Here is a 20,856-nt window from a genome sequence, read left to right on the forward strand (position 1 = left end):
GATGCCTTGCATCGCCGAGATCCTGATCCCGCTGGCGCTCGACAGCGCCTACAGCTACGCCGTTCCGGCCGGGCTCGATCTGGCGGTCGGCGAGGTCGTGCAGATTCCCCTCGGCCCCCGCGAGACCGTGGGCGTCGTCTGGGGCGTGCGCCAGAGCCCCGGCGGCTCGAACCTGCGCCCGGTGACCGGCCGGGTCGACGTGCCGGCCTTGCCGGACGCCCTGCGGGAACTGGTCGACTGGCTCGCCCGCTACACCCTGGCGCCGAAGGGCTCCGCCCTGGCCATGGCCCTGCGCCTGCCCGACGAATCGGCCCTCACCGAGACCGTGCGGGTCGGCGTGCGGGCCTCCGGCAAGGCCCCGGCGCGGCCGACCGCCGCCCGCACCAAGGTGCTCGCCGTGGCGGCGGACGGGACGCTGCGCGGCAAGAGCGCGCTCGCCAAGGAGGCGGGCGTCTCCTTGAGCGTGGTCGACGGCCTGATCGATGACGGCGCCCTGGAGGCGCTCGCCCTGGCCCCCGAGCCGGTCGCCCTGCCGCCGGACCCGGACCATGCCCGGGTGCCGCTCTCCGAGGCGCAGGAGGCGGCGGTGCGCCACCTCGTGGCGCTGATGAACCCCGCTCCGGCCGAGCCGGCGGCGATGGACGCGATCGGCGATCCCCTGCCGGCGGACGGCAAGGTCGCGCCCCCCGGCGTGGAGCACAAGGCGCCGACCGTGCTGCTGGAGGGCGTCACCGGCTCGGGCAAGACCGAGGTGTATTTCGAGGCGGTGGCCGATTGCGTCCGGCGCGGCCATCAGGCGCTGATCCTGATGCCCGAGATCGCCCTGACGGCGCAGTTCCTCGACCGTTTCGCCGAGCGCTTCGGCGTACGCCCGGCGACCTGGCATTCGGGCGTCGGGGGCAAGCGCCGCGAGCGCATCCGCGCCGGGGTCACGGCGGGCGAGATCGCCGTGGTGGTGGGCGCCCGCTCGGCCTTGTTCCTGCCCTTCGCCGATCTCGGCCTGATCGTGGTCGATGAGGAGCACGAGGCCGCCTACAAGCAGGAGGACGGGGTGCATTACCACGCCCGCGACATGGCGGTGGTGCGCGGGCGCATCGAGAACTGCCCGGTGGTGCTGGCCTCCGCCACCCCGTCGATCGAGACTCGGGTCAATGCCGAGCGCGGGCGCTACCTCCGGGTCGCCCTGCCCGAGCGCTTCGGCGGCCGGCGCCTGCCCGACATCGCCGCCATCGACATGCGCGCCGACAAGCCCGAGCGCGGCCGCTTTATCGCCCCGGCCCTGGTGGCGGCGGTGCGCGAGACCGTGGATTCGGGCGACCAGGCCCTGCTGTTCCTCAACCGGCGCGGCTACGCGCCCCTCACCCTGTGCCGGGCCTGTGGCCACCGCTACCAGTGCCGCAACTGCTCGACCTGGCTGGTGGAGCACCGCTTCCGCCGGGCCCTGGTCTGCCACCAGTGCGGCTATGCCGAGCGGCGCCCGGATTCCTGCTCGGAATGCGGCACCTTCGACAATCTCACCCCCTGCGGCCCCGGCGTGGAGCGCATCGCCGAGGAGGTCGCCGAGCTCTTTCCCGACAAGCGCGTCATCGTGCTGTCGAGCGACTTTCCCGGCGGGGCCGAGCGCCTGCGGGCCGAACTCCAGACCGTGGCGGAGGGCGGCTGCGACATCGTCATCGGCACGCAGCTCGTGGCCAAGGGCCACAACTTCCCGCACCTGACCCTGGTGGGCGTCCTCGACGCCGATATCGGGCTGACCTCCGGCGACCCGCGTGCGGCCGAGCGCACCTTCCAGCTGCTGCAGCAGGTCACCGGCCGGGCCGGGCGCGGTGAGAAACCGGGCCGCGCCCTGTTGCAGACCTACCAGCCCGACCACCCGGTGATCGCCGCGCTGCTGTCGGGGGATTCGGAGCGCTTCTACGAGGAGGAGATCGGCGCCCGCGAAGCCGCGGGGCTGCCGCCCTTCGGCCGGCTGGCCGCCCTGATCGTCTCGGCCAACGAGCGCGACGTGGCCGAGGCGCACGGGCAGGCGCTGGCCCGCGCCGCCGAGCCGCCGGAGGGCGTGATGGTGCTGGGGCCGGCCGAGGCGCCCCTGGCGCTGATCCGCGGGCGCTACCGCTTCCGGCTGTTGGTGAAGACCGAGCGCGCCGTCGATTTGCAGACCTACCTGCGCGAATGGCTGGCGCGCGGCCCGAAGATTCGCGGCAACGTGAAGGTCGCCATCGACGTGGACCCGCAGAGTTTCCTATAACGCTGGCGCGACGTTCGCTTGGGTAGCGTTCGATCCCCTGAGGAGTGCCCCACGTGCTGACCTACACCAAGAAGCCGGATTCGAGCGTCGCCGAGATCGTGGTCGACGGACAGATCACCGATGCGGACATGAACACCGTCATCACCGCCATGCAGGCCGACCTCGACAAGGGCGGCAAGATCAAGCTCCTGGAAGACGTTCGTGAGTTCAAGGGCATGGAGCCGGCCGCGTTCTTCAAGGACCCGCGCTTCGGCCTCGCCATGATGAAGGGCGTCAGCCACGTCGCCCTGGTGACCGACGCCTCCTGGCTGCGAATGATCGCCGACACCTTCGGCAAGGTTTCGCCGGCCCAGATCAAGACCTTCGACCGCGCGCATATCGAAGAAGCGCGCCAGTGGCTCGCCGCCGCCTGAGGGGCTGAATCGATTTCTGAGACCAAATCCAGAGCGCCCGTCCCTCTCCCCCTTTGTGGGGAGAGGCTCGGGATGGTGGTGGTTGAGTGACCCTCAGCCGGCGGAGGCTGGCAGAGCCACCTCCAACCTCCAACGCTTCCTCACACGTCCGACGGAGCTCGGGCAGACCCGAGAGTCACTGGGGAAGAGGCCCACGTCGCGTTTCGAGATGCGCGAATCTGCTGTCACGGGCGCGGCGCGGCGGATCGCCCGCGCTCAGTCCGCCTGCGCGGTCCGCGTCGTCTGACGGCGGGCGGTCCAGCGGCCCGAGCAGAGCGAGGAGACCTTCCAGGTGCCACCGCCGCTCTGCGACTGGAGGCGGCCCGAGATGGCGCCCGAGGCGGTGCCGTTGGAGACGTTGAGACCGACCGTGCCGTCGGGGCCGACGCGGCCGCTCACGCTGGCCGAACCGGAGGCCGACGCGAGGCGCACGGCCCCCTCCTGCACCGACACCGCGTAGGTATAGCGGCTGTCGCAGACCATGCCGGTCTCGGTCACGAGTTCGACCGACCACGCCCCGTTGAAGTTTCCGCCGTCACGCGCGGCGGCCGGGATCATCGCGGGCGAGGACAGGCCGGCTCCGAGCGCCAGAACCACCACGAATTTGGTCATGCATCATCCTTCGGCAAACAGCGCCCGTGCGTGGCGCGGCCGCAAGGCGGCACGCCGACGTTCCAAGCAGACGATCGATTGAGAGTGCGTCGAGCATACCCGCCGAAGCGGCAAGATTGTGACAGACGCCGCAATCCCATGACGAGACGTATGTCTCAAACTGCCTGAACAGGGCACAACAGGCCGAAAGCCTAGCCTTTATCGATCGTAATACAGCTGCAAAGCTTCGCGATCGCGGGTGATCGGGAGGGCGAGCAGCGCCAACACGCGGGCCTTGTCCGGCGAGAGGTCGTCGGCGAAGACGGCGCCGGCCGCCCGAAGCGTGCTGCCGCCGCCCTTGAAGCCATAGACCGGGAGCGCCCGGCCATGAGGCACCTGGCTCGCCACCACGATCGTGACCCCGGCGGCGATCGCCTCCACCACCGCGTCGTGGAGGGCCTCGTTGACGTTGCCGAAGCCGTAGGCGGCGATCACCACGCCCTCGGCGCCATCCGCCACCGCGTGGCGGAGCTGGCGCCCGTCGCTGCCCGCCGCCATGGCCACCAGCTCGACCCGCGCGAGCCGGTCCGGCAGCGGCAGGGTCTGGCGGCGCAGGGACTGCCGGGTGAACACCACCCGGTCCGGATCGACATGGCCGAGGAAGCCGGCCTCGCCGGAGTTGAAGGTCTCGACGTTGTGGGTGTGGGTCTTCCGCACGTCGCGGGCGGCGTTGATGTTGTGGTTCAGCGTGACCGTGACGCCCATGCGACCTGCGCCCGGGGCCAGGATCTGGCGCACGGCGCTGAGGAGGTTGCGCGCGCCGTCGGCATCGGCATCCGACGCGTTGCGCTGGGCGCCGACCATCACCACCGGCTTGTCGCTCTTGAGCGTCAGGTCGAGGAAGTACGCGGTCTGGTCGAGGGTGTCGGTGCCGTGCAGGACGATGGCGCCGGCGATCTCCGGCCGGTCGAGCAGCCCCGCCACCGCGCGGCTGAGGTCCGGCCACAGGGCCGGGCCCATATAGGCGCTCGGCACGTTGGCGAACTCCACCACCTCGATCGCGGCCCAATCGGCGAGGCCCGGCACCGCGGCGGCGAGATCGGCCCCGGTCAGGGCCGGGACCGGCGCCCCCGTGACGGGATCGTTCCGCATCGCGATGGTGCCGCCGGTGGCGACGATGGCGATGGTGGGTCGCCCTGCCCTGACGGAGTGCTCGGCCACGATACGGCGCCGGTCAGTCGGTGAGCGCGCGCGCCTCTTCCGGCAGCATGATCGGGATGCCGTCGCGGATCGGGTAGGCGAGGCGGGCGGAGCGGCTGACCAGCTCCTGCCGGGCGGCATCGTATTCCAGGGTGGTCTTGGTCAGCGGGCAGACGAGAAGCTCGAGGAGCTTGGGGTCGACGCGTGTGGCCTCGACGGGGCTCGGGGTGTCATCGGCCATCTGGGACGTATCCTTCGCGCGAGAAAACTACTGGAGCGTGGGCTCGGAGCCCGACCCGCGCACCAACTCCATTTCGGTCACCGCGATCAAGACCTCGGCCCGGGTCTTGAGGTCGGCGGCCTCCAGCATGGCCTGCTTCTCACGGGCGCCGAACGGGCTCATCATGCAGAGCGCGTTGACCAGCGCCTCGTTGGGCGCCTCCTCGATGCCGGCCCAGTCGACCTTGAGGTCGTTGACCTCGACGAAATCGCGCAGGGCCTTCAGCACGCCCTCGCGGTCCACCGCCTCCTCGCCGGCGCGCGGCTCGAAATCGGAGGCGAAGTCGTCGTACGAGACCTGGCAGCGGCGGTAGCGCGTGGTGGTGGCCAGCTCACTCTCCATCCGGAACCGGGCGATGCCCGTGAGCGAGATGAGATAGCGCCCGTCACCGGTCTCGGCGAATTGGGTGATCCGCCCGGCACAGCCGACGCGGAACAGCTTCGGGGTCATGGGCGACGCGCCGGCCTCCACGTCCGGCTGGATCATGCCGATGATCCGGTCGGTGCGCAGGGCATCGTCGATCATCGCGAGGTAGCGCGGCTCGAAGATATTGAGCGGCATCTGTCCGCGCGGCAGCAGCAGCGCACCGGGCAGGGGAAAGACCGGGATCACTCCGGGGCAGTCGGCCGGTCCCTTGTAGCCCGCATGCGTGCTCATCGCGTCCCCCCGCCGTTGCTTGGCTGCCTCACGCGAAGACCAGCGTCGACAAGCGCCGCCGCCCGCGAATCGAGGCCTTGTCCATGAGGCCCCAGGCCTCGAAGAACGTGAGCAGCTGCTTGCGCGCCGCGCCCTCGTTCCATGTCCGGTCCCGCCGCTCGATCTCGATCAGCTGGTCCACCGCCTCGTCGCGCATGTTGCGGCCGTTGAGGCCGAGCGCGAGGTCGAAGCGGGCCTGGAAATCGTTCGGATCGGCCTCGATCCGGGTCTGGAAGCTGCCGAGGTCGCCGAGCGCGGCGGCCTGCTCGGCCAGTTCGATCGCAGCGCGCACGCTGGCGAGCCCCGCATGGGAGGCCTTGTCGGCCGGCGCCATCTCGACCAGTTGCTTGGCGTTCTCGATATCGCCGGCGTCGAGCTGGATCTTGGCGAGCGCCGCGATCGCGTCGACGTTCTCGGGCTCCTCGGACAGAACGGCGGCGTAGAGCTGCGCGGCCTGGGCCACGTCGCCGGTGCCGAGAAGCGCCTCGGCCTCGGACATGGCCTGCTCGATCGGGCTCGGACCGGCCGGGCCGGCGAGGCGCGTGATGAACTCCTTGATCTGGGCTTCCGGCACGGCGCCCATGAAGCCGTCGACCGGCTGGCCCTTGTCGAAGGCGATCACGGCCGGGATCGACTGGATGCCGAGCTGGCCCGCGATCGAGGGATGCTCGTCGATGTTCATCTTGACGAGCTTCACCTGGCCTGCGGAGGCCGCCACCACCTTCTCCAGCACGGGCGCGAGCTGCTTGCACGGGCCGCACCACGGGGCCCAGAAATCGACCAGCACCGGCTGGTGCATCGATTCCGCGATGACGTCCTGGCGAAAGCTCGCCGTGGTCACATCCTTGGTGGGTTCGCCCGGCATCGGCGCATCGTTCAGCATCACGTCCTCGAGGCCTTGGTTTGGATCGATGGCGGGCCGGGTCTGTCCACCCATCGCCTCCCGCGTCAAGAGCAAGAGATGGGAACTCCGCGCGTCTGGACCAGAGCGGCAGCCTGCAGGCCCTGCCCCCGCCCCGACGACGCGCCCGGAGGCCGGGCCCTTAACGCGCCGGCGCGCTTCCGCCCGCCGTCTCGTCCGGCGCCTTGGTATCCGTCACGAAGACGCCCTGGTAGGTGCCCTTGGCGGCGTTCGCCTCGCAGGTGATCGCGGTCTTGCCCGGCTGTGGCGTGCTGAAGGCGCAGGAGCCGACCGCCACCAGGGGGCCCTGGACCACGCCGTCCTTCGTGGTCTCGCTCGGGATCACGAGGTTGATCGGCTGAAGCGGATCGGTCTCCTCGGTGCGCTCCTGCTGGGCGCCGTTGCCGCTGAAGCTGAGGGACCGGCCCTCGGCCGCGAAGTCGAAGCTCGTGCGGTTGCGCGAGACCGTGTTCATCAGGGTGTTCTTGCAGGTCGCCGACACGTCCTTGCCGGCGATCACGAGCTTCTCGCAGCGGCCCTCGAGCTTGACGGCCGTCTGGGCGAAGGCGGGCGCGGCCGCGATCAGCGGCAGGGCGGCGAGGACGAGGCGGGCAGTCGAGAGCAGCATCATGACTCCGATGTAAGGCTGGGTTGCGATTCGTCGAGGGTCTGCGGCGGCGCGCCAGGTGCGCTCAGGCCGGGAAGCGCCGGGCGCGGTCGTTCGGCGCGTCGAAGTCGAGGGCCGGCCCGAGGGGCACGATGCCGGTCGGGTTGATGGTCGGGTGGCTCTCGTAATAATGGCGCTTGATGTGGGTGAGGTTCACCGTGCCGGCGACGCCCGGCAGCGCGTAGAGATCGCGCAGATAGTTCGACAGGTTGGGATAGTCGGCGATGCGCTGCCGGTTGCACTTGAAGTGCCCGACATAGACCGCATCGAACCGCACCAGGGTGGTAAAGAGGCGGATGTCGGCCTCCGTCAGCCGACTGCCGCAGAGGTAGCGGGCGCCGTCGAGCCTTGCCTCCAGGGCGTCGAGTTCGGCGAACAGGGCGGTGAAGGCCTCGGCATAGGCATCCGGCTCGGTGGCGAAGCCCGCCTTGTAGACCCCGTTGTTGACGGCATCGTAGACGCGGGCGTTGACGGCATCGATCGCCTCGGCGAGGTCGGCCGGGTAGAGGTCCGGTCCCGCGCCCCCGAAGGCACCGTTCAGCATGCGGATGATCTCGGCCGATTCGTTCGACACGATGGTGGCGCGCCGCTTGTCCCACAGCACCGGCACGGTGACGCGGCCGGTGAAGCCGGGATCGTTCCGGAGGTAGACCTCGTAGAGACGGGCCGCACCGTTGACGGTGTCGGGGGTGGCGCCGGGCGAGTCGCCGAAGACCCAGCCCTCCGCCCCCATATGCGGGTCGACCACCGAGACCGAGATCGCGTCCTCCAGGCCCTTGAGGGCGCGCACGATCAGGGTGCGGTGGGCCCAGGGGCAGGCGAGGGAGACGTAGAGATGGTAGCGCCCGGCCTCGGCCGGAAAGCCGCCCGCCCCGGTCGGTCCGGGGGCGCCGTCCGCCGTCACCCAGTTGCGGAACTTGGCGTCGGTGCGCTTGAAGCGCCCCCCGGTACCCTTGGTGTCATACCAGGTGTCCTGCCAGACCCCGTCGACGAGCAGCCCCATGATCCTGTCCCTTCGTCACGCCTGAGGCCCAACATGGGCGTTCAGGCCTGGACGGGAAGTCCCTCAGGCGTCTCGCCCTCTGGTGCCTGGACCGGCGGCGCCACCGGATCGGCGGCGGCCAGGTGCTCGCCCGTCTGATAGGTGGCGATGTCGAAAGTGTCGTCCGGCAGCCGGGTGACGAAGCGCTCCGCCATCTCGAACAGCAGCAGATCGGGCTTCACCCGCTCGACATAGGCCCAGTCGATGCTCGACGACCACACGAAGTGAACCTCGCGAAAACTCTCGGCGAGGATGCCGGTCAGCATGATCGGCGCGAAATGCGCGTAGGAATCGCCGAACAGCACGAGGGTGCGGGGATCGATGTCGGGACGGTCGTTGCGGAAGCACACATGGGCGCCGACATGCAGGTCGGGCGCGCGGCCGGCAGCCTCGTAGGCGGCGACCAGGGGGCTGGCGTAGACGCGCTGCGCGTCGCGGTCGAGGACGGCGTGGCTCGCGGTCTCGACCGGCTTGTCCGGCAGCTTCTCGCCGAGGTCGCGCACCCGCGTGGTCTCGTAGCGCTGGCGCGCGTCGAGATCGGCCGGGGGCACGGCCCCGCAGGCCCGCATCAATTCGCGGTAGGCGAAGCGGCAGCCCTCGTAGTTCCAGTGCGTGTCGGTGCGGTAGTACAGCGGCACCGGCCCGTCGCGGGCCGCCCGCATCGGCGACAGCAGGTCGACATAGGCGGGGTTGTTGATGAGACGCCGCCCCAGCACCCGGGCGGGGGATTGGCGCGGATCGTAGCGCAGATCCACGGTGCGGTCGTCGTAGACCGACAGCTTCTCCGGCACGACCACGTGCAGGTAGCGGATGCCGAGCGCCTGGGCGCGGGCGGCCCGCGTCTCGATGAGCTTGACCCAGCCGCGCAGGCGCCACCAGCGGGACAGGGTGGCGCGATACTGCTCGAGGACCCCGTTGGTGCCTCCGATCAGGAAGAGCCAGCCATCCCGCCCCACATGTACGATCTCCCGGTGTCTGCGCCGCATGGGGGCTGTCTACCCGGCCCGGGCGCCTCTGAACAGGTCGGGCGCTCGGGCCGGGACGATGGCGCCCCACGCGAAACCTGACCCGGCCGAGCCTTGGCCCGTCCAAACCCTGGAATGCGGCCGCGCCCGCGCCATCTCGAACGGATCATGACAGACCGCAGCCCGACGCCCGACCCGCTGATCCTCACCCTGGCAATGGAGCCCGACGCCTTCGCGCGCTTCGACGGCCTGCGGCGCCGGCACTTCCCCAAGGCGCTGAACCACATCCCCGCCCACGCGACCCTGTTCCATCACCTGCCGGGCCTGAGCGAGCCGGGCATCGTCGAGACCCTGGCGGCACTCATGCGCAGCCAGGCGCCGCCGGAGGTGGCGGTGACCGGCCTGCGCTTCACCGGGCGAGGGGTGGCCTACGTGCTGGCCTCGGACGCCCTCTCGGCCTTCCGGGCTCGCCTCGCCGAGCAGTTCGAGTCCCTGGAAGACGGCTTGACCGCGCAGGACCGGCAGGGCTGGCGCCCGCACGTCACGGTGCAGAACAAGGTCGACCCGGCCACCGCGCGGGCCCTGCACGCCGAACTCGAGGCGGAATTCACGCCGTTCCGATTCACGGCGCCCGGCCTGCTGCTGTGGCGTTATCTCGGCGGCCCCTGGGAGCGCCGGGCCAGCGTTTCGTTCGGGTAGGCCCATCAGGCTTCGAGGGGCGAGCGACCGATGAGAGACGTCGCGCGCTCAGAAACCGTGTCGGGATGGAGCCTTGTCCGCCGTTCGTCTATGCCGAACGGCTCCGTGAGCGGGGCGTTGGTGTCTCGGGGAGCTTTCGCGCCATCGGAGGCCCCCCGCGCCGGCACGCTCCCGGTCCCGACCGACGCACGATCCATAGAAGTCGCCCGCATGAACGTCCTGCCCTCCGGCTACCGGAACAACCCGCTCGTCACGCGGGTGAACGCCCTGCGGTTGGCCCTTCGCCTCAACGAGGTCGGCCCCGTCATCGCGCTGCTGGCGGTCAGCCTGCTCGGCTACGGCTTCTTCGCCCTGGCCAACGAGGTGGGCGAGGGCTCCACCGCCGCCCTCGACCGCAAGGTCCTGCTGGCCCTGCGCAACCCGGCCGATCTCTCGGACCCGATCGGACCGCGCTGGCTGGAAGAGACCATGCGCGACATCACCGGGCTCGGCAGCGTCTTCACCATCGTGTTCGTGACGGCGGCGGCCTGCGCCTACCTGGCGATGACGGGGCGCCGGCGCATCGCCGTCTTCGTGGTCGCGGCGATCGGTGGGGGCGAACTCGCCTCGACGGTGCTGAAGCTGTTCTACCACCGGCCGCGGCCGGACCTCGTGCCCCACGGCATGGAGGTGTTCACCGCGAGCTTCCCGAGCGGGCACGCCATGATGTCGGCCATCGCCTACCTGACCCTGGCCAGCCTGATCGCCCGCGTCGACCGCCAGCGCGCCGTCAAGCTGCTGGTGCTGATCATCGGCGTCTCCACCACCCTGCTGGTCGGCATCAGCCGGATCTATCTCGGGGTGCATTGGCCGAGCGACGTGGTGGCGGGCTGGTGCGTCGGCGCCGCCTGGGCCGCCCTGTGCTGGTTCGTCGCCCTGGTCCTGCAGGAGCGCGGCGAGGTGGAGGCTCCGACCGGCTCCGGCGACCCGTCCCGGGACGCTTGAACGCCCGCCCGGCCGGGCGGGGCACCCGGCAAGGAGGTCGGCAAGGGGTCGGAACTCGCCCCGCCGGGCTGACGTTCCCGGGGGGCAGGCGACCTGCGGCCCCCGCGCTTCGGGGCTCCCGGACGCCGCTCCCTCCCCGGAACCCGCAGCGAGTTTCATGACGGATGACCTCCCGCTCTCCCGCCGCAACGTCCTTCGGGCCGGCAGCGCCACGCTGACCGGCCTCGCCCTCGGAGCGACGAGCGCGGCCGCGCAATCCGGACCGCCCGGTCCCTCGGTTCCGGCCGATACCGGCGCGGTTCAGGGCGGCAAGGTGCTGTTCCCGAACTGGCGCGGCCCGGGAGACCGGGCGCCTCCGCCGCCGCCGGCTCCGATGCCACCGGGCAAGCGGGTGGGCTTCGCCATCGTGGGCCTCGGGCGGCTCAGCCTGGAGGAGATCCTGCCGGCCTTCGGCGAGACCAAGCGCGCACGCGTGGTGGCGCTGATGTCGGGCACGCCGGCCAAGGCCAAGCTCGTCGCCGAGCAATACGGGATCGCGCCGGAGGCGGTCTACGGCTACGACGAGTGGGACCGGCTGGCGAAGGATCCGGCGATCCAGGCCGTCTACGTGGTGACGCCGAACGCCATCCATCGGGGCGATGTGCTGGCCGCCGCCAAGGCCGGCAAGCACGTGCTGTGCGAGAAGCCGATGGCGAATTCCTCGGCCGAGGCGCGCGACATGATCGCGGCCTGCGCGGCGGCCAAGGTCAAGCTGATGATCGCCTATCGCTGCCAGTACGAGCCCTATAACCGCGAGGTGGTGCGGCTCGCCCGCTCGGGCGAATTCGGCAAGCCGCGCCTGATCCAGGCCTTCAACGGCCAGACCACCGGTCTGCCGCAGCAATGGCGCCTCAAGAAGGCGCTGGCGGGCGGGGGCGCCCTGCCGGATATCGGGCTGTACTGCCTCAACGGCGTGCGGGCGCTGACCGGCGAGGAGCCGGTCTCGATCGACGCGCAGATCCACTCGCCTCCGGGCGACGCGAAATTCGCCGAAGTCGAGGAATCCGTCACCTTCACCCTGCGCTTCCCGTCCGGCCTCATCGCCCAGTGCATGACGAGCTACGGCGTGCACGAGTCGCGTCGGCTCCAGCTCCACACCGAACGGGCCGACATCGATCTCCAGAACGCCTTCGCGTATCGGGGCCAGCGCCTCGTGGTGGCACGGCCGGACGGAGCGGTGGAATCGCAGGACACCCGCATCCTGCCCCAGAAGAACCAGTTCGCCCTCGAAATCGACCACATGGCCCGCTGCATCCAGGAGGACCGGCGCCCCCGGACCCCCGGTGAGGAGGGCCTTCAGGACCATGTTCTGATGGAGGCGATCTACGAGGCGGCGCGCACGGGACGGCCGGTCACCGTCGGCCCGCCGGCCGGCGCGTCGGGCGGTCTCGATGTCACACGCGGGCCGGAACTCGACGACGCGGGCTGATCCGGCCGCCAGACGGTTGCCAGTCCGTCATTTGAAACGAATAGGCTCAGATCGCGGCGGCACCCCAGCGCCCCGGGATCACGAAACGCTTGGCCCCCCATCACCTCCCTTTCCTCCGGCAACGGCCGATGACGGCCTTCGCCGGAGGGATTCTCCTGCTCTGCCTCCTGGCGGGGCTCGCGCGGGCCGAGACGCCGGCCGAGACGGCCGTGCGCCTGGCGCTCGAAGGCCGCGCCATCGGCTCGCCCCGGGGCGCCGGCGGCGATCCGCAGACTTCGGTCGCCCAGTCGGTCACCTCGTCGCGCCCCTCGGCCAACCTCGATACCTCGATCGCCGACCAGCTCGGTCCCTATGCCGACCCGTTCGGATTCCGGGCCTACCTCAAGGATCGCGGCGTCACCTACAGTCTGACCTACATCGCCGAGAGCCTCGGCAACGTCTCGGGCGGCCTGCGCCGGCGCGGCATCACCGAAGGCCTGCTCGATCTCGAGATCGACGTCGATCTCGGACCCCTGATCGGCTGGCAGGGGGGTGCGCTCCACACCAACCTGTTCCAGATCCACGGTGCCGGCCTCTCGCGCAGCGCGATCGGCAACCTCATCACGGTGAGCGGCATCGAAGCGCTGCCGTCCTCGCGGGTCTACGAATTGTGGTTCGAGCAGAAGGTCTTCGGAGACCAATTCGGCCTGAAGATCGGGCAGATCGCCGCCGACACCGAGTTCGCCGTGACCCAGACCGGCACGGTGTTCGTGAATTCTACTTTCGGCTGGCCTAACAACATGGCGGTGGTGATCCCGAGCGGCGGGCCGATCTACCCCCTCGCGGTGCCGGGCGTGCGGGCCAAATACGTGCCCAATGCCAATCTGTCGTTCCAGGTCGGGGTGTTCGACGGCGATCCGGCCGGGCCGGCGCGCGGAACCCGTGATCCCGACCCGCAAAGGCGCAACCGCACCGGCACCAACTTCCGCACCACCGATCCCGCCCTGGTGATCGCGGAGGCCTCCTACGCCTACAACATCGCGCCCGGCAGTGCCGGAGAGGCCGGGACGGTGACGCTGGGCGGCTGGTACCATTTCGGCCGCTTCGACCACCTGCGCTTCGACGGGGACGGCGTGTCGCTCGCCGATCCGGCCAGCTCCGGGATCGCCCGGCGCTTCCGGGGCCAGGCCGGCCTCTACGGCCTGATCGACCAGACCGTCTATCGCGAGCCCGACGATCCGAACGACGGCGCCAGCGTGTTCGTGCGCGTCTCGGGCTCCCAGGCCGATCGCAGCCTCGTGGATGTCTACGCCGATATCGGCATCGCCTATAAGGGGCTGCTCCCCGGCCGCTCGGACGACACGGTCGGCCTCGCCTTCGGCCTGTCGCGGATCTCGCCCCAGGCCCGGGGCCTCGACACCGACACCGTCCTGGCGACCGGGGTCGCCAGGACGCGCCGAAGCAGCGAGGCGGTGCTGGAGGCGACCTACCAGGCCGTGCTCGGCCCCGGCATCACCCTGCAGCCGGATTTCCAGTACGTCTTCCGCCCCGGCGGCGGCCTCCGGAACCCGCGCGACGCCAACGGCGCCCGCATCCGCAACGCGGCGGTGTTCGGGCTGCGGGGGACGATCCGGTACTGAAGCCTATTCGGCCGCCGGCGTGTGCAGGGACAGGAGCCGGGCCGTGCGGGCATGGTCCACGGCGCGACCGGTCTCGGGGCCGGCATCCCCGAGGGTGCGACGCTCGTCGTTGATCGCCGCATGGACCGCGTCGATGGCGAGGATGAGGGCGCTCACCGTGCGGTTGTCGATGTTGCGCTCGCGGGCATGCTGTACGACGTCGGCCACGAGGTCGTCGGTCTCGCGCACCAGTCCGTCGAGATCGGCCTTGCAGGTCGAGGCCCGGACCTCGCGCAGGATGTCGAGCAGCCGGTCGAGGACGACGTCGATGCGCTCCCGGCGCTTGCGGGCCAGGCGCTGGGCGAGCCAGGCCACGCCCGAGCCGACGGTGCCGCCGAAGAAGGCGAGCAGGTAGATGTAATCCTCGTAGCGCTCGAAGACCGTCTGCTGCTCGCGCTCGAAGTAATCCACCGCGCCGGGGTGGTTCGGCAGGCGGGCGCTGGTGGCCGCCACCGTCGAGTCGAAATCGGGCGCTTTCATCAGGTTGGCGATCGGCGCCCGCGGCGCCAGCTTCGAGCGCCACTCGAACAGGTGCTGGGTCACCGACGCCACGGTGAAGCGGCTGACGCCGCCCCGCGCCATCAGGCGGTAGGAGGCGCCCACGGTCTTCACGTCCTCGTCGGGGCGCTTGGGGCGTCCCCCGAAGGTCCCGGCGGGAATCGTCACCGACTGCAATTCCGGCATCCGCTGGATGATCGCCTCGCCGTCGGGGACCGAGACGAAGTTGATCTTCTTGTCGACCGAGGCCGCCTCCACCGCCCGCACCGTCGTGATCGCCGCCTTCGAGGCCGGGGCGGCGATGACCGCCACCGCATCGACGCGGCCCTCGGCGATGGCGCTCGTCACCTCCTGGGGCGTGAGCGGGACCAGCGCCACGCGGGCCGGCCCGACGCTCCCCTCGGGGACCGTCTCGGCCGCCGGCTGAGAGACGAAATCGTAGAAGGCGAGGAGATTGGTCAGGAACGGCAGGTCGGCGGCGTGGCGCTCGACCACGCCGAGGCGCTTGCGCGCGAGATCCGGGAAGTTCTCGAGGCCGGCCGCTTCCGGCGCGGCGATCAGCAGGGCCTCGTCGTGCAGGATCGCCAGGGTCAGCCCGTTCTCGGGCAGGAGCACGTCCGGACGCACCACGGCGAGATCGGCCTTGTTGCGCTGAAGCGCCTCGGCGCTGTCGCGGACGTCGTCGTAGAAATCGAGTTTGAGGCGGACATCCTCGCGGCCGCGGGCCAGCGCCTGGGCGTAGGTCTGGAGCAGCGTCGCCTCGGCGCCGTCACGGGGGCCGACCGCCACCGTGAGGGTGGTCGGACGCGAGAGATAGACCAGCATGCCCGCCACCAGGGCGAAGCCCAGGGCCAGGAGAACGAGGAGCCACTCGCGTCTCACGACGATTGCCGGCATGGCAGGATCGAGCCTTTATCCAGCGTGATCACCATATCTGCCGAACCCACTTCCGCAACCCGTCCGGATCGTGAAGAACCGATGACACCGCGAAACGTTGCGCCCCGCCGGTCCGCCCCCGATGGATCGACCGAGGCGAAGCCGCCGCCCCCCGTGACGCCCGCCTATCTCGAGCGGGCCGCCCTGCATTATCTCGAACGCTACAGCGCCTCCGTGGCGATGCTGCGGCAGACCCTGAAGCGGCGCGTCGACAAGCGCTGCCGCCTGCGCGGCGAGGAGGCGGGCGCCTTCGCCGAGGCGATCGAGGCCACGGTCGCCCGCGCCGTCAGCGCCGGCCTGGTCGACGATGCCCGCTTCACTGCCGGCCGCCTCGCGGCCCTGCGCCGGCGCGGCGCCTCCGCCCGCGCCCTGTCGGCCAAGCTCGCCGCCAAGGGCGTGTCGCGCGAGCAGGTGGCGAGCGCGATGGAGCACGAGCGCGAGACGGCGGACGAGGGCGTCGACCTCGAGGAGGCGGCCGCGCAGGCCTATGCCAAACGCCGCCGGCTCGGCCCCTGGCGGCGGCCCGGGACCCGCGAGGCCCATCGCGACCGGGACCTCGCCGCGATGGCGCGGGCCGGCTTCGGCTACGCCCTGGGACGGCGGGTGATCGAGGCCGAGGATGGCGGCGAGGCGGACGTCTGAGGCTGCGACATCGCGCCAGCGGACGAGGCGGGAATTCGCGCGCGAAAACTTGAACGAAAGGCGAACGAGGCGCATTTCGTGTCGATGGACGAACTCCTCGCGAAGAAGCTGCGCATCCTCGCCGATGCCGCCAAGTACGACGCCTCGTGCTCGTCGTCCGGGGCGCCCAAGCGCACGGCCGGCAAGGGTGAGCTCGGCTCGACCACCGGCGCCGGTATCTGCCACGCCTATACGCCGGACGGGCGCTGCATCTCGCTTCTGAAGATCCTGCTGACGAATTACTGCCTGTTCGACTGCGCCTACTGCGTCAACCGGCGCTCCTCCAACGTGCAGCGGGCGAAATTCACCGTCGAGGAGGTCGTGACCCTCACGGTGGAGTTCTACAAGCGCAACTACATCGAGGGCCTGTTCCTCTCGTCAGGCATCATCAAGTCGCCCGACCACACCATGGAACTGCTGACGCGGGTGGCCAAATCCCTGCGGCGCGACCACGGTTTTCGCGGCTACATCCACCTGAAGTCGATCCCGGAGGCGAGCCCCTGGCTGATCGAGGAGGCGGGCCTCTATGCCGACCGGCTGTCGATCAACGTCGAACTGCCCACCGAGGCGAGCCTGGAGCGCCTGGCCCCCGAGAAGGACGGCGCCGTCATCCAGAACGCCATCGCGCAGATCGGCGAGCGCATCGCCGAGGCGAAATCCGAGAAGCGCCGGTTCTCGCCGGCCGGACAATCGACGCAGGTCATCGTCGGGGCCGACGCCACCACCGACGAGGCGCTGATCCGCAAGAGTGCGCTGCTCTATGGCTCGTACAACCTCAAGCGGGTCTATTACTCGGCCTTCAGTCCGATTCCCGACGGCTCCACCATCCTGCCGCTGGCCGCGCCCCCGCTTCAGCGCGAACACCGACTGTACCAGGGCGACTGGCTGCTGCGGTACTACGCCTTCACGCCCGACGACGTGGCCGACGCCACCGAGAACGGCATGCTCTCCCTCGACATCGACCCGAAGCTGGCCTGGGCTCTGAAGCACCGGGCGCGCTTTCCCGTCGACGTGAACGCCGCCGACCGCGAGATGCTGCTGCGGGTGCCGGGTCTCGGGGCGCGCGCCGTCGACAAGATCATCCGCGCCCGGCGCCATACGCGCCTGCGTCTCGACGACGTCGCCCGCCTGACCTCGGCCCTCAAGCGGGCAAGGCCCTTTCTCATCGCCGCCGACTATCACCCGGCGGGCGGGCTTACCGACCGGCTCGATCTTCGGGCACGGTTGGCCGACCCTCCGAAGCAGCTGAGCCTGTTCTGAGGATGAAGACGCGAGCGCCCTCCGATCCGACGGTGGAGGACGGCCATACCCAGACAGCACGCGGGCAGCACGGTGCCCCTCTCCCGAAAGAAGAGGGCCCGGGCGACTCGCCTGCGGAGGGCGGCGGGTTCGGGACCTCGTCCCTCGACGCCGTTGATCTGCGACCGGGCGCCGATCTCGACGGCTTCCGCGCCGCAGCCCGCCGTCTCGCGGGTCGGGGCGTTCCGCCGGAGCGGGTGCTGTGGTCCATCGGCGAGACGCCTGGGCTGTTCGGGGCGCAGGGTCCGGCCCTGGCCGACGAGCCCCCCTTGAGCCTGCCGCGCGGGGTCGGCGCGATGGTCGGCAGGGTGGTGCCGCACCGCGACCCGGAGCGCTATGCCCTGCTCTACGGGCTGATCTGGCGCATCCTGCACGGGGAGCGCCGGCTCCTGGAGGTGTCGAGCGATCCCCTGGTCCATCGGCTCGAGCGGATGGGCAAGGCCATCGCCCGCGACCTGCACAAGATGCACGCCTTCCTGCGCTTCCGCCGGGTCGAGGGCGACGGTCCGGAGCGCTTCGTGGCGTGGTTCGAGCCCGACCATCACATCCTGGAAGCGGCGGCCCCGTTCTTCGTCGAGCGCTTCCGCTCCCTGAACTGGACCATCCTGACGCCGGAGGGCTCGGCCCGCTGGGACGGCACCAGCCTCGCCTTCGGTCCGCCGGGGCGACGCGAGGACGCACCGGAGGCGGACGGCTTCGAGGCGGGCTGGCGCGATTACTACGAAAGCACCTTCAATCCCGCCCGCACCAACCTCGCGGCGATGCGGGCGGAGATGCCGAAGAAGTACTGGCGCAACATGCCGGAGACCGCCGCGATTCCGGGCCTCGTCCGGCAGGCGGCGGCCCGCACGGGCGCCATGATCGAGAGGGAGCCGCAAATGCCGGTCAAGCGCAATCCCGCCCGCGCCGTGGCGGCCATGGCCGATCAGGCCCCGGATTCGCTGGAGGCTCTCAACGCCGTCATCCGGCGCTCGGAGCCGCTGGTGCCGGGGGCGACCCAGGCCGTTCTCGGCGAAGGCCCGGTCGGCGCCACCATCGCCTTCGTGGGCGAGCAGCCCGGCGACCAGGAAGACCGCCAGGGGCGGCCCTTCGTGGGGCCGGCGGGGCAGTTGCTGGCCCGCGCGATGGGCGAGGCGGGAATCGTGCGCGGCGCGGCCTACCTCACCAATGCGGTCAAGCACTTCAAGTTCGAGGAGCGGGGCCAGCGCCGCATTCACCAGAAGCCCACCGCCGGCGAGATCAGCCATTATCGCTGGTGGCTGGAGCGGGAACTCGACTTCGTCGCGCCCAAGCTTGTGGTGGCGCTCGGCGCCACCGCCGTGCTGGCCCTGACCGGCAAGGCGATCCCGATCACCCGGGCGCGCGGCCCCGCCGACTTCGCCAAGCCGTTCCAGGGCTTCATCACGGTGCATCCGTCCTATCTGCTGCGCCTGCCGGACGCCGCGAAGGCCGAGGCCTACGCCGCCTTCGTCGACGACCTTCGCCGGGTCCATGATCTCGGGCAATCGCTGGCGGCTTGAGGCCTCGTCCGAACTCACATCGAGTCCTTCGGAGAGGCATCACCTTCGCGATGGCGGACTTCGATCCCACTCAGGCGCTGCACGGGCTCGCCGACAGGGCGCCCGTGTCGAGCGAACGGACGCCCTGTCAGGCCCCCTCCTCCTTGTGCGGGCGCAGTTCCGGCGTGACCTGATCGATGGCGGTCTCCACCGGCGCCGAACGGCTCTCGACACGCGTGCTGTCGACGAAGATGCGGGCCTCGCCCTCCTTCAGGCCAAGGCTGCGCAGGGCGTAGAGGGTCATGCCGAAGGCCAGTTCGCGCTCGGCCATCAGGACGAGGCCGACGCCCTGCTCCTCGAAGTGGCGGCGCTCGCCGTCGTTGTGGGTCCGCACCAGCGTGTCGATGTCGGGCCGGACCTCGCGGGCCAGCTCGACGATGCGCCGGGCCGTGTGCGCCTCGGGGGTCGCCACCACGATAAGCCGGGCCTGGGCGATGTCGGCGGCCTGGAGGATACCCGGCGCGGTGGCGTCGCCGAACACCGCCTCGATCCCCTCCTGGCGCAGATCCAGCACCCGACGCCGGTCGCGGTCGAGGACGATGTAGGGCAGGTCCCAGGCCTTGAGGGCCTTGCCGATGGTGCTGCCGACCCGGCCGTAGCCGATGATGATCGCGTGGCCGCGATGGGGCTCGCCCTCGGTCGACACCGCCAGCGTCGCGACGTCCTTGCGCTGGAAGCGGGCGGCGAGGTCGGGCCGCTCCGCGACCTTGCGCCCGACCCAGTCGGTGAGCGCGAAGAACAGCGGGTTGAGGGTGATCGACAGGATGGCGCCGCCGAGAATGAGGTCGCGCCCCTCCTCCGGCAGGAGCTTCAGCGACAGGCCGAGGCTGACGAGGATGAACGAGAACTCGCCGATCTGGGCCAGGCTCGCCGCGATGGTGAGGGCGGTGCCGAGCGGATGCTTGAAGGCCAGCACGATCGCCACCGCCGCCAGCGACTTGCCGACCAGGATGACGCCCAGCACGGCCAGCACCGAGAGCGGCTCGCGGATCAGGATGCCGGGATCGAACAGCATGCCCACCGAGACGAAGAACAGCACCGCGAAGGCGTCCTGCAGCGGCAGCGAATCCGCCGCCGCCTGATGGCTGAGGTCGGATTCGGCGAGCACCATGCCGGCGAAGAAGGCGCCGAGCGCGAACGAGACGCCGAAGAGTTCGGCCGAGCCGAAGGCGATGCCGAGGGCGAGCGCCAGCACCGCCAGGGTGAAGAGCTCGCGCGAACCGGTGCGCGCCGCCTGGTCGAGGAGCCAGGGCACGAAGCGGCGGCCGCCCACTAGCATCACGGCGGCGAAGACCCCGACCTTGGCGAGGGTGAGCCCGAGGGTGAGCCACAGGTTGCCGTCGCCCGCATGGTGCGCGGCGCCCGCGCCGTCGCCCCCGAGGGACGGGGCGAGCGCTGGCAGCAGCACGAGGGCCAGGACCATCGCCAGATCCTCGACGATGAGCCAGCCGACCGCGATGCGGCCCTTGTCGCTGTCGAGAAGCCGGCGTTCCTCGAGCGCGCGCAGCAGCACCACCGTGCTCGCCACCGAGAGAGCGAGGCCGAAGACGAGGCCGGCCCCGAGGCCCCAGCCCCAGGCCAGTGCCAGGGCGCCCCCCATCGCAGTCGCCGCCACGATCTGCACGATGGCACCCGGCAACGCGATGCCGCGCACCGCCATCAGGTCCTTGATCGAGAAGTGCAGGCCGACGCCGAACATCAGCAGGATCACGCCGATCTCGGCGAGCTGGCCGGCGAGCTGGCTGTTGCCGACGAAGCCCGGCGTGTAGGGGCCGACCAGGACGCCGGCGAGGAGATACCCGACCAGGGGCGGCAACCGGAGGCGCTGTGCCGCCATTCCGCAGACGAAGGCCAGCACGAGGCCCAGGGCGATGATGGCGATCAGCTCGGTCGCGTGCGGCACGGGGCGGGAGTCTCCGGGTCGAGGGACAGGGGTCCAAGGGCCGTGCCGCCTGCCGCCCGCCGGGGCAAGCGGCCAACCGGCTTCACGTCCGAGATGCGCCCGAAATTCCGCAGCCCGCGGCGCCTCGGG

At 70.7% G+C, this 20,856-nt stretch carries 19 protein-coding genes; 9 read left to right on the forward strand and 10 right to left on the reverse strand.

Annotated elements, in window-relative coordinates; all coding sequences use genetic code 11:
• Position 1 precedes the first annotated feature (1 nt).
• Both ASF60_RS05675 and ASF60_RS05680 read left to right on the forward strand, forming a co-directional pair.
• Entirely contained in the window at positions 2-2,248 is a 2,247-nt protein-coding gene (locus ASF60_RS05675) for a primosomal protein N' (protein ID WP_056181695.1), read from the forward strand.
• Positions 2,249-2,301: 53 nt separating this feature from the next.
• Positions 2,302-2,661, forward strand: a complete 360-nt coding sequence (locus tag ASF60_RS05680) for an STAS/SEC14 domain-containing protein (protein WP_056181699.1) — start codon at positions 2,302-2,304, stop codon at positions 2,659-2,661.
• 255 nt (positions 2,662-2,916) lie between these two features.
• Here ASF60_RS05680 and ASF60_RS05685 read toward each other — a convergent pair whose 3' ends face one another.
• From ASF60_RS05685 to ASF60_RS05720, 8 genes are all read right to left on the reverse strand, one after another.
• Positions 2,917-3,312, reverse strand: a complete 396-nt coding sequence (locus ASF60_RS05685; RefSeq protein WP_056181702.1) for a hypothetical protein — start codon at positions 3,310-3,312, stop codon at positions 2,917-2,919.
• A 198-nt stretch (positions 3,313-3,510) separates the two neighbouring features.
• Entirely contained in the window at positions 3,511-4,512 is a 1,002-nt protein-coding gene (locus tag ASF60_RS05690; RefSeq protein ID WP_200940910.1) for an asparaginase, read from the reverse strand.
• Positions 4,513-4,525: 13 nt separating this feature from the next.
• The gene (locus ASF60_RS05695; RefSeq protein WP_056181705.1) at positions 4,526-4,732 is read right to left on the reverse strand and encodes a Trm112 family protein; all 207 of its coding nucleotides are present in this window, start codon (positions 4,730-4,732) and stop codon (positions 4,526-4,528) included.
• A gap of 27 nt (positions 4,733-4,759) precedes the next feature.
• Complete coding sequence (locus ASF60_RS05700) at positions 4,760-5,428, reverse strand: LON peptidase substrate-binding domain-containing protein (protein WP_056181708.1); 669 nt, start codon at positions 5,426-5,428, stop codon at positions 4,760-4,762.
• A gap of 28 nt (positions 5,429-5,456) precedes the next feature.
• The gene (gene trxA / locus ASF60_RS05705; RefSeq protein ID WP_056181989.1) at positions 5,457-6,350 is read right to left on the reverse strand and encodes a thioredoxin; all 894 of its coding nucleotides are present in this window, start codon (positions 6,348-6,350) and stop codon (positions 5,457-5,459) included.
• Positions 6,351-6,510: 160 nt separating this feature from the next.
• The gene (locus ASF60_RS05710) at positions 6,511-6,996 is read right to left on the reverse strand and encodes a hypothetical protein (protein ID WP_056181992.1); all 486 of its coding nucleotides are present in this window, start codon (positions 6,994-6,996) and stop codon (positions 6,511-6,513) included.
• Between the two features lie 64 nt (positions 6,997-7,060).
• Entirely contained in the window at positions 7,061-8,038 is a 978-nt protein-coding gene (locus tag ASF60_RS05715) for a glutathione S-transferase family protein (RefSeq protein ID WP_056181713.1), read from the reverse strand.
• Between the two features lie 41 nt (positions 8,039-8,079).
• On the reverse strand, positions 8,080-9,063 hold the full coding sequence (locus ASF60_RS05720) for an alginate O-acetyltransferase AlgX-related protein (RefSeq protein WP_082507773.1): 984 nt from the start codon (positions 9,061-9,063) through the stop codon (positions 8,080-8,082).
• 147 nt (positions 9,064-9,210) lie between these two features.
• Between ASF60_RS05720 and ASF60_RS05725 the strand changes: the two genes are divergently transcribed.
• The 4 genes from ASF60_RS05725 (at position 9,211) to ASF60_RS05740 (ending at position 13,812) form a co-directional block, all read left to right on the forward strand.
• Positions 9,211-9,741, forward strand: a complete 531-nt coding sequence (locus ASF60_RS05725) for a 2'-5' RNA ligase family protein (RefSeq protein WP_056181994.1) — start codon at positions 9,211-9,213, stop codon at positions 9,739-9,741.
• Positions 9,742-9,951: 210 nt separating this feature from the next.
• Positions 9,952-10,725 (forward strand): phosphatase PAP2 family protein, encoded by a 774-nt coding sequence (locus tag ASF60_RS05730; protein ID WP_056181716.1) that lies wholly within the window; start codon positions 9,952-9,954, stop codon positions 10,723-10,725.
• 157 nt (positions 10,726-10,882) lie between these two features.
• Complete coding sequence (locus tag ASF60_RS05735; protein WP_056181719.1) at positions 10,883-12,193, forward strand: Gfo/Idh/MocA family protein; 1,311 nt, start codon at positions 10,883-10,885, stop codon at positions 12,191-12,193.
• 128 nt (positions 12,194-12,321) lie between these two features.
• Positions 12,322-13,812 carry a carbohydrate porin gene (locus ASF60_RS05740; protein ID WP_056181998.1) on the forward strand — a complete coding sequence of 497 codons (1,491 nt, stop codon included), beginning with the start codon at positions 12,322-12,324 and terminating at the stop codon, positions 13,810-13,812.
• A 3-nt stretch (positions 13,813-13,815) separates the two neighbouring features.
• On the opposite strand, the gene ASF60_RS05745 is transcribed toward ASF60_RS05740, so the two are convergent.
• A complete protein-coding gene (locus ASF60_RS05745) occupies positions 13,816-15,246 on the reverse strand; it encodes a TAXI family TRAP transporter solute-binding subunit (protein WP_056181722.1) in 1,431 nt (476 codons plus the stop codon).
• Between the two features lie 81 nt (positions 15,247-15,327).
• Here ASF60_RS05745 and ASF60_RS05750 point away from each other — a divergent pair, with 81 nt between their 5' ends.
• From ASF60_RS05750 to ASF60_RS05760, 3 genes are all read left to right on the forward strand, one after another.
• The gene (locus ASF60_RS05750) at positions 15,328-15,927 is read left to right on the forward strand and encodes a regulatory protein RecX (RefSeq protein ID WP_056181724.1); all 600 of its coding nucleotides are present in this window, start codon (positions 15,328-15,330) and stop codon (positions 15,925-15,927) included.
• Between the two features lie 84 nt (positions 15,928-16,011).
• On the forward strand, positions 16,012-17,226 hold the full coding sequence (locus ASF60_RS05755; RefSeq protein ID WP_056181727.1) for a putative DNA modification/repair radical SAM protein: 1,215 nt from the start codon (positions 16,012-16,014) through the stop codon (positions 17,224-17,226).
• A gap of 2 nt (positions 17,227-17,228) precedes the next feature.
• The gene (locus ASF60_RS05760) at positions 17,229-18,785 is read left to right on the forward strand and encodes a UdgX family uracil-DNA binding protein (RefSeq protein WP_082507774.1); all 1,557 of its coding nucleotides are present in this window, start codon (positions 17,229-17,231) and stop codon (positions 18,783-18,785) included.
• A gap of 127 nt (positions 18,786-18,912) precedes the next feature.
• Here ASF60_RS05760 and ybaL read toward each other — a convergent pair whose 3' ends face one another.
• Positions 18,913-20,727 carry a YbaL family putative K(+) efflux transporter gene (gene ybaL, locus ASF60_RS05765; protein WP_056181729.1) on the reverse strand — a complete coding sequence of 605 codons (1,815 nt, stop codon included), beginning with the start codon at positions 20,725-20,727 and terminating at the stop codon, positions 18,913-18,915.
• Positions 20,728-20,856 lie beyond the last annotated feature (129 nt).

The sequence above is a fragment of the Methylobacterium sp. Leaf113 genome (assembly GCF_001423325.1).
Lineage (GTDB): Bacteria > Pseudomonadota > Alphaproteobacteria > Rhizobiales > Beijerinckiaceae > Methylobacterium.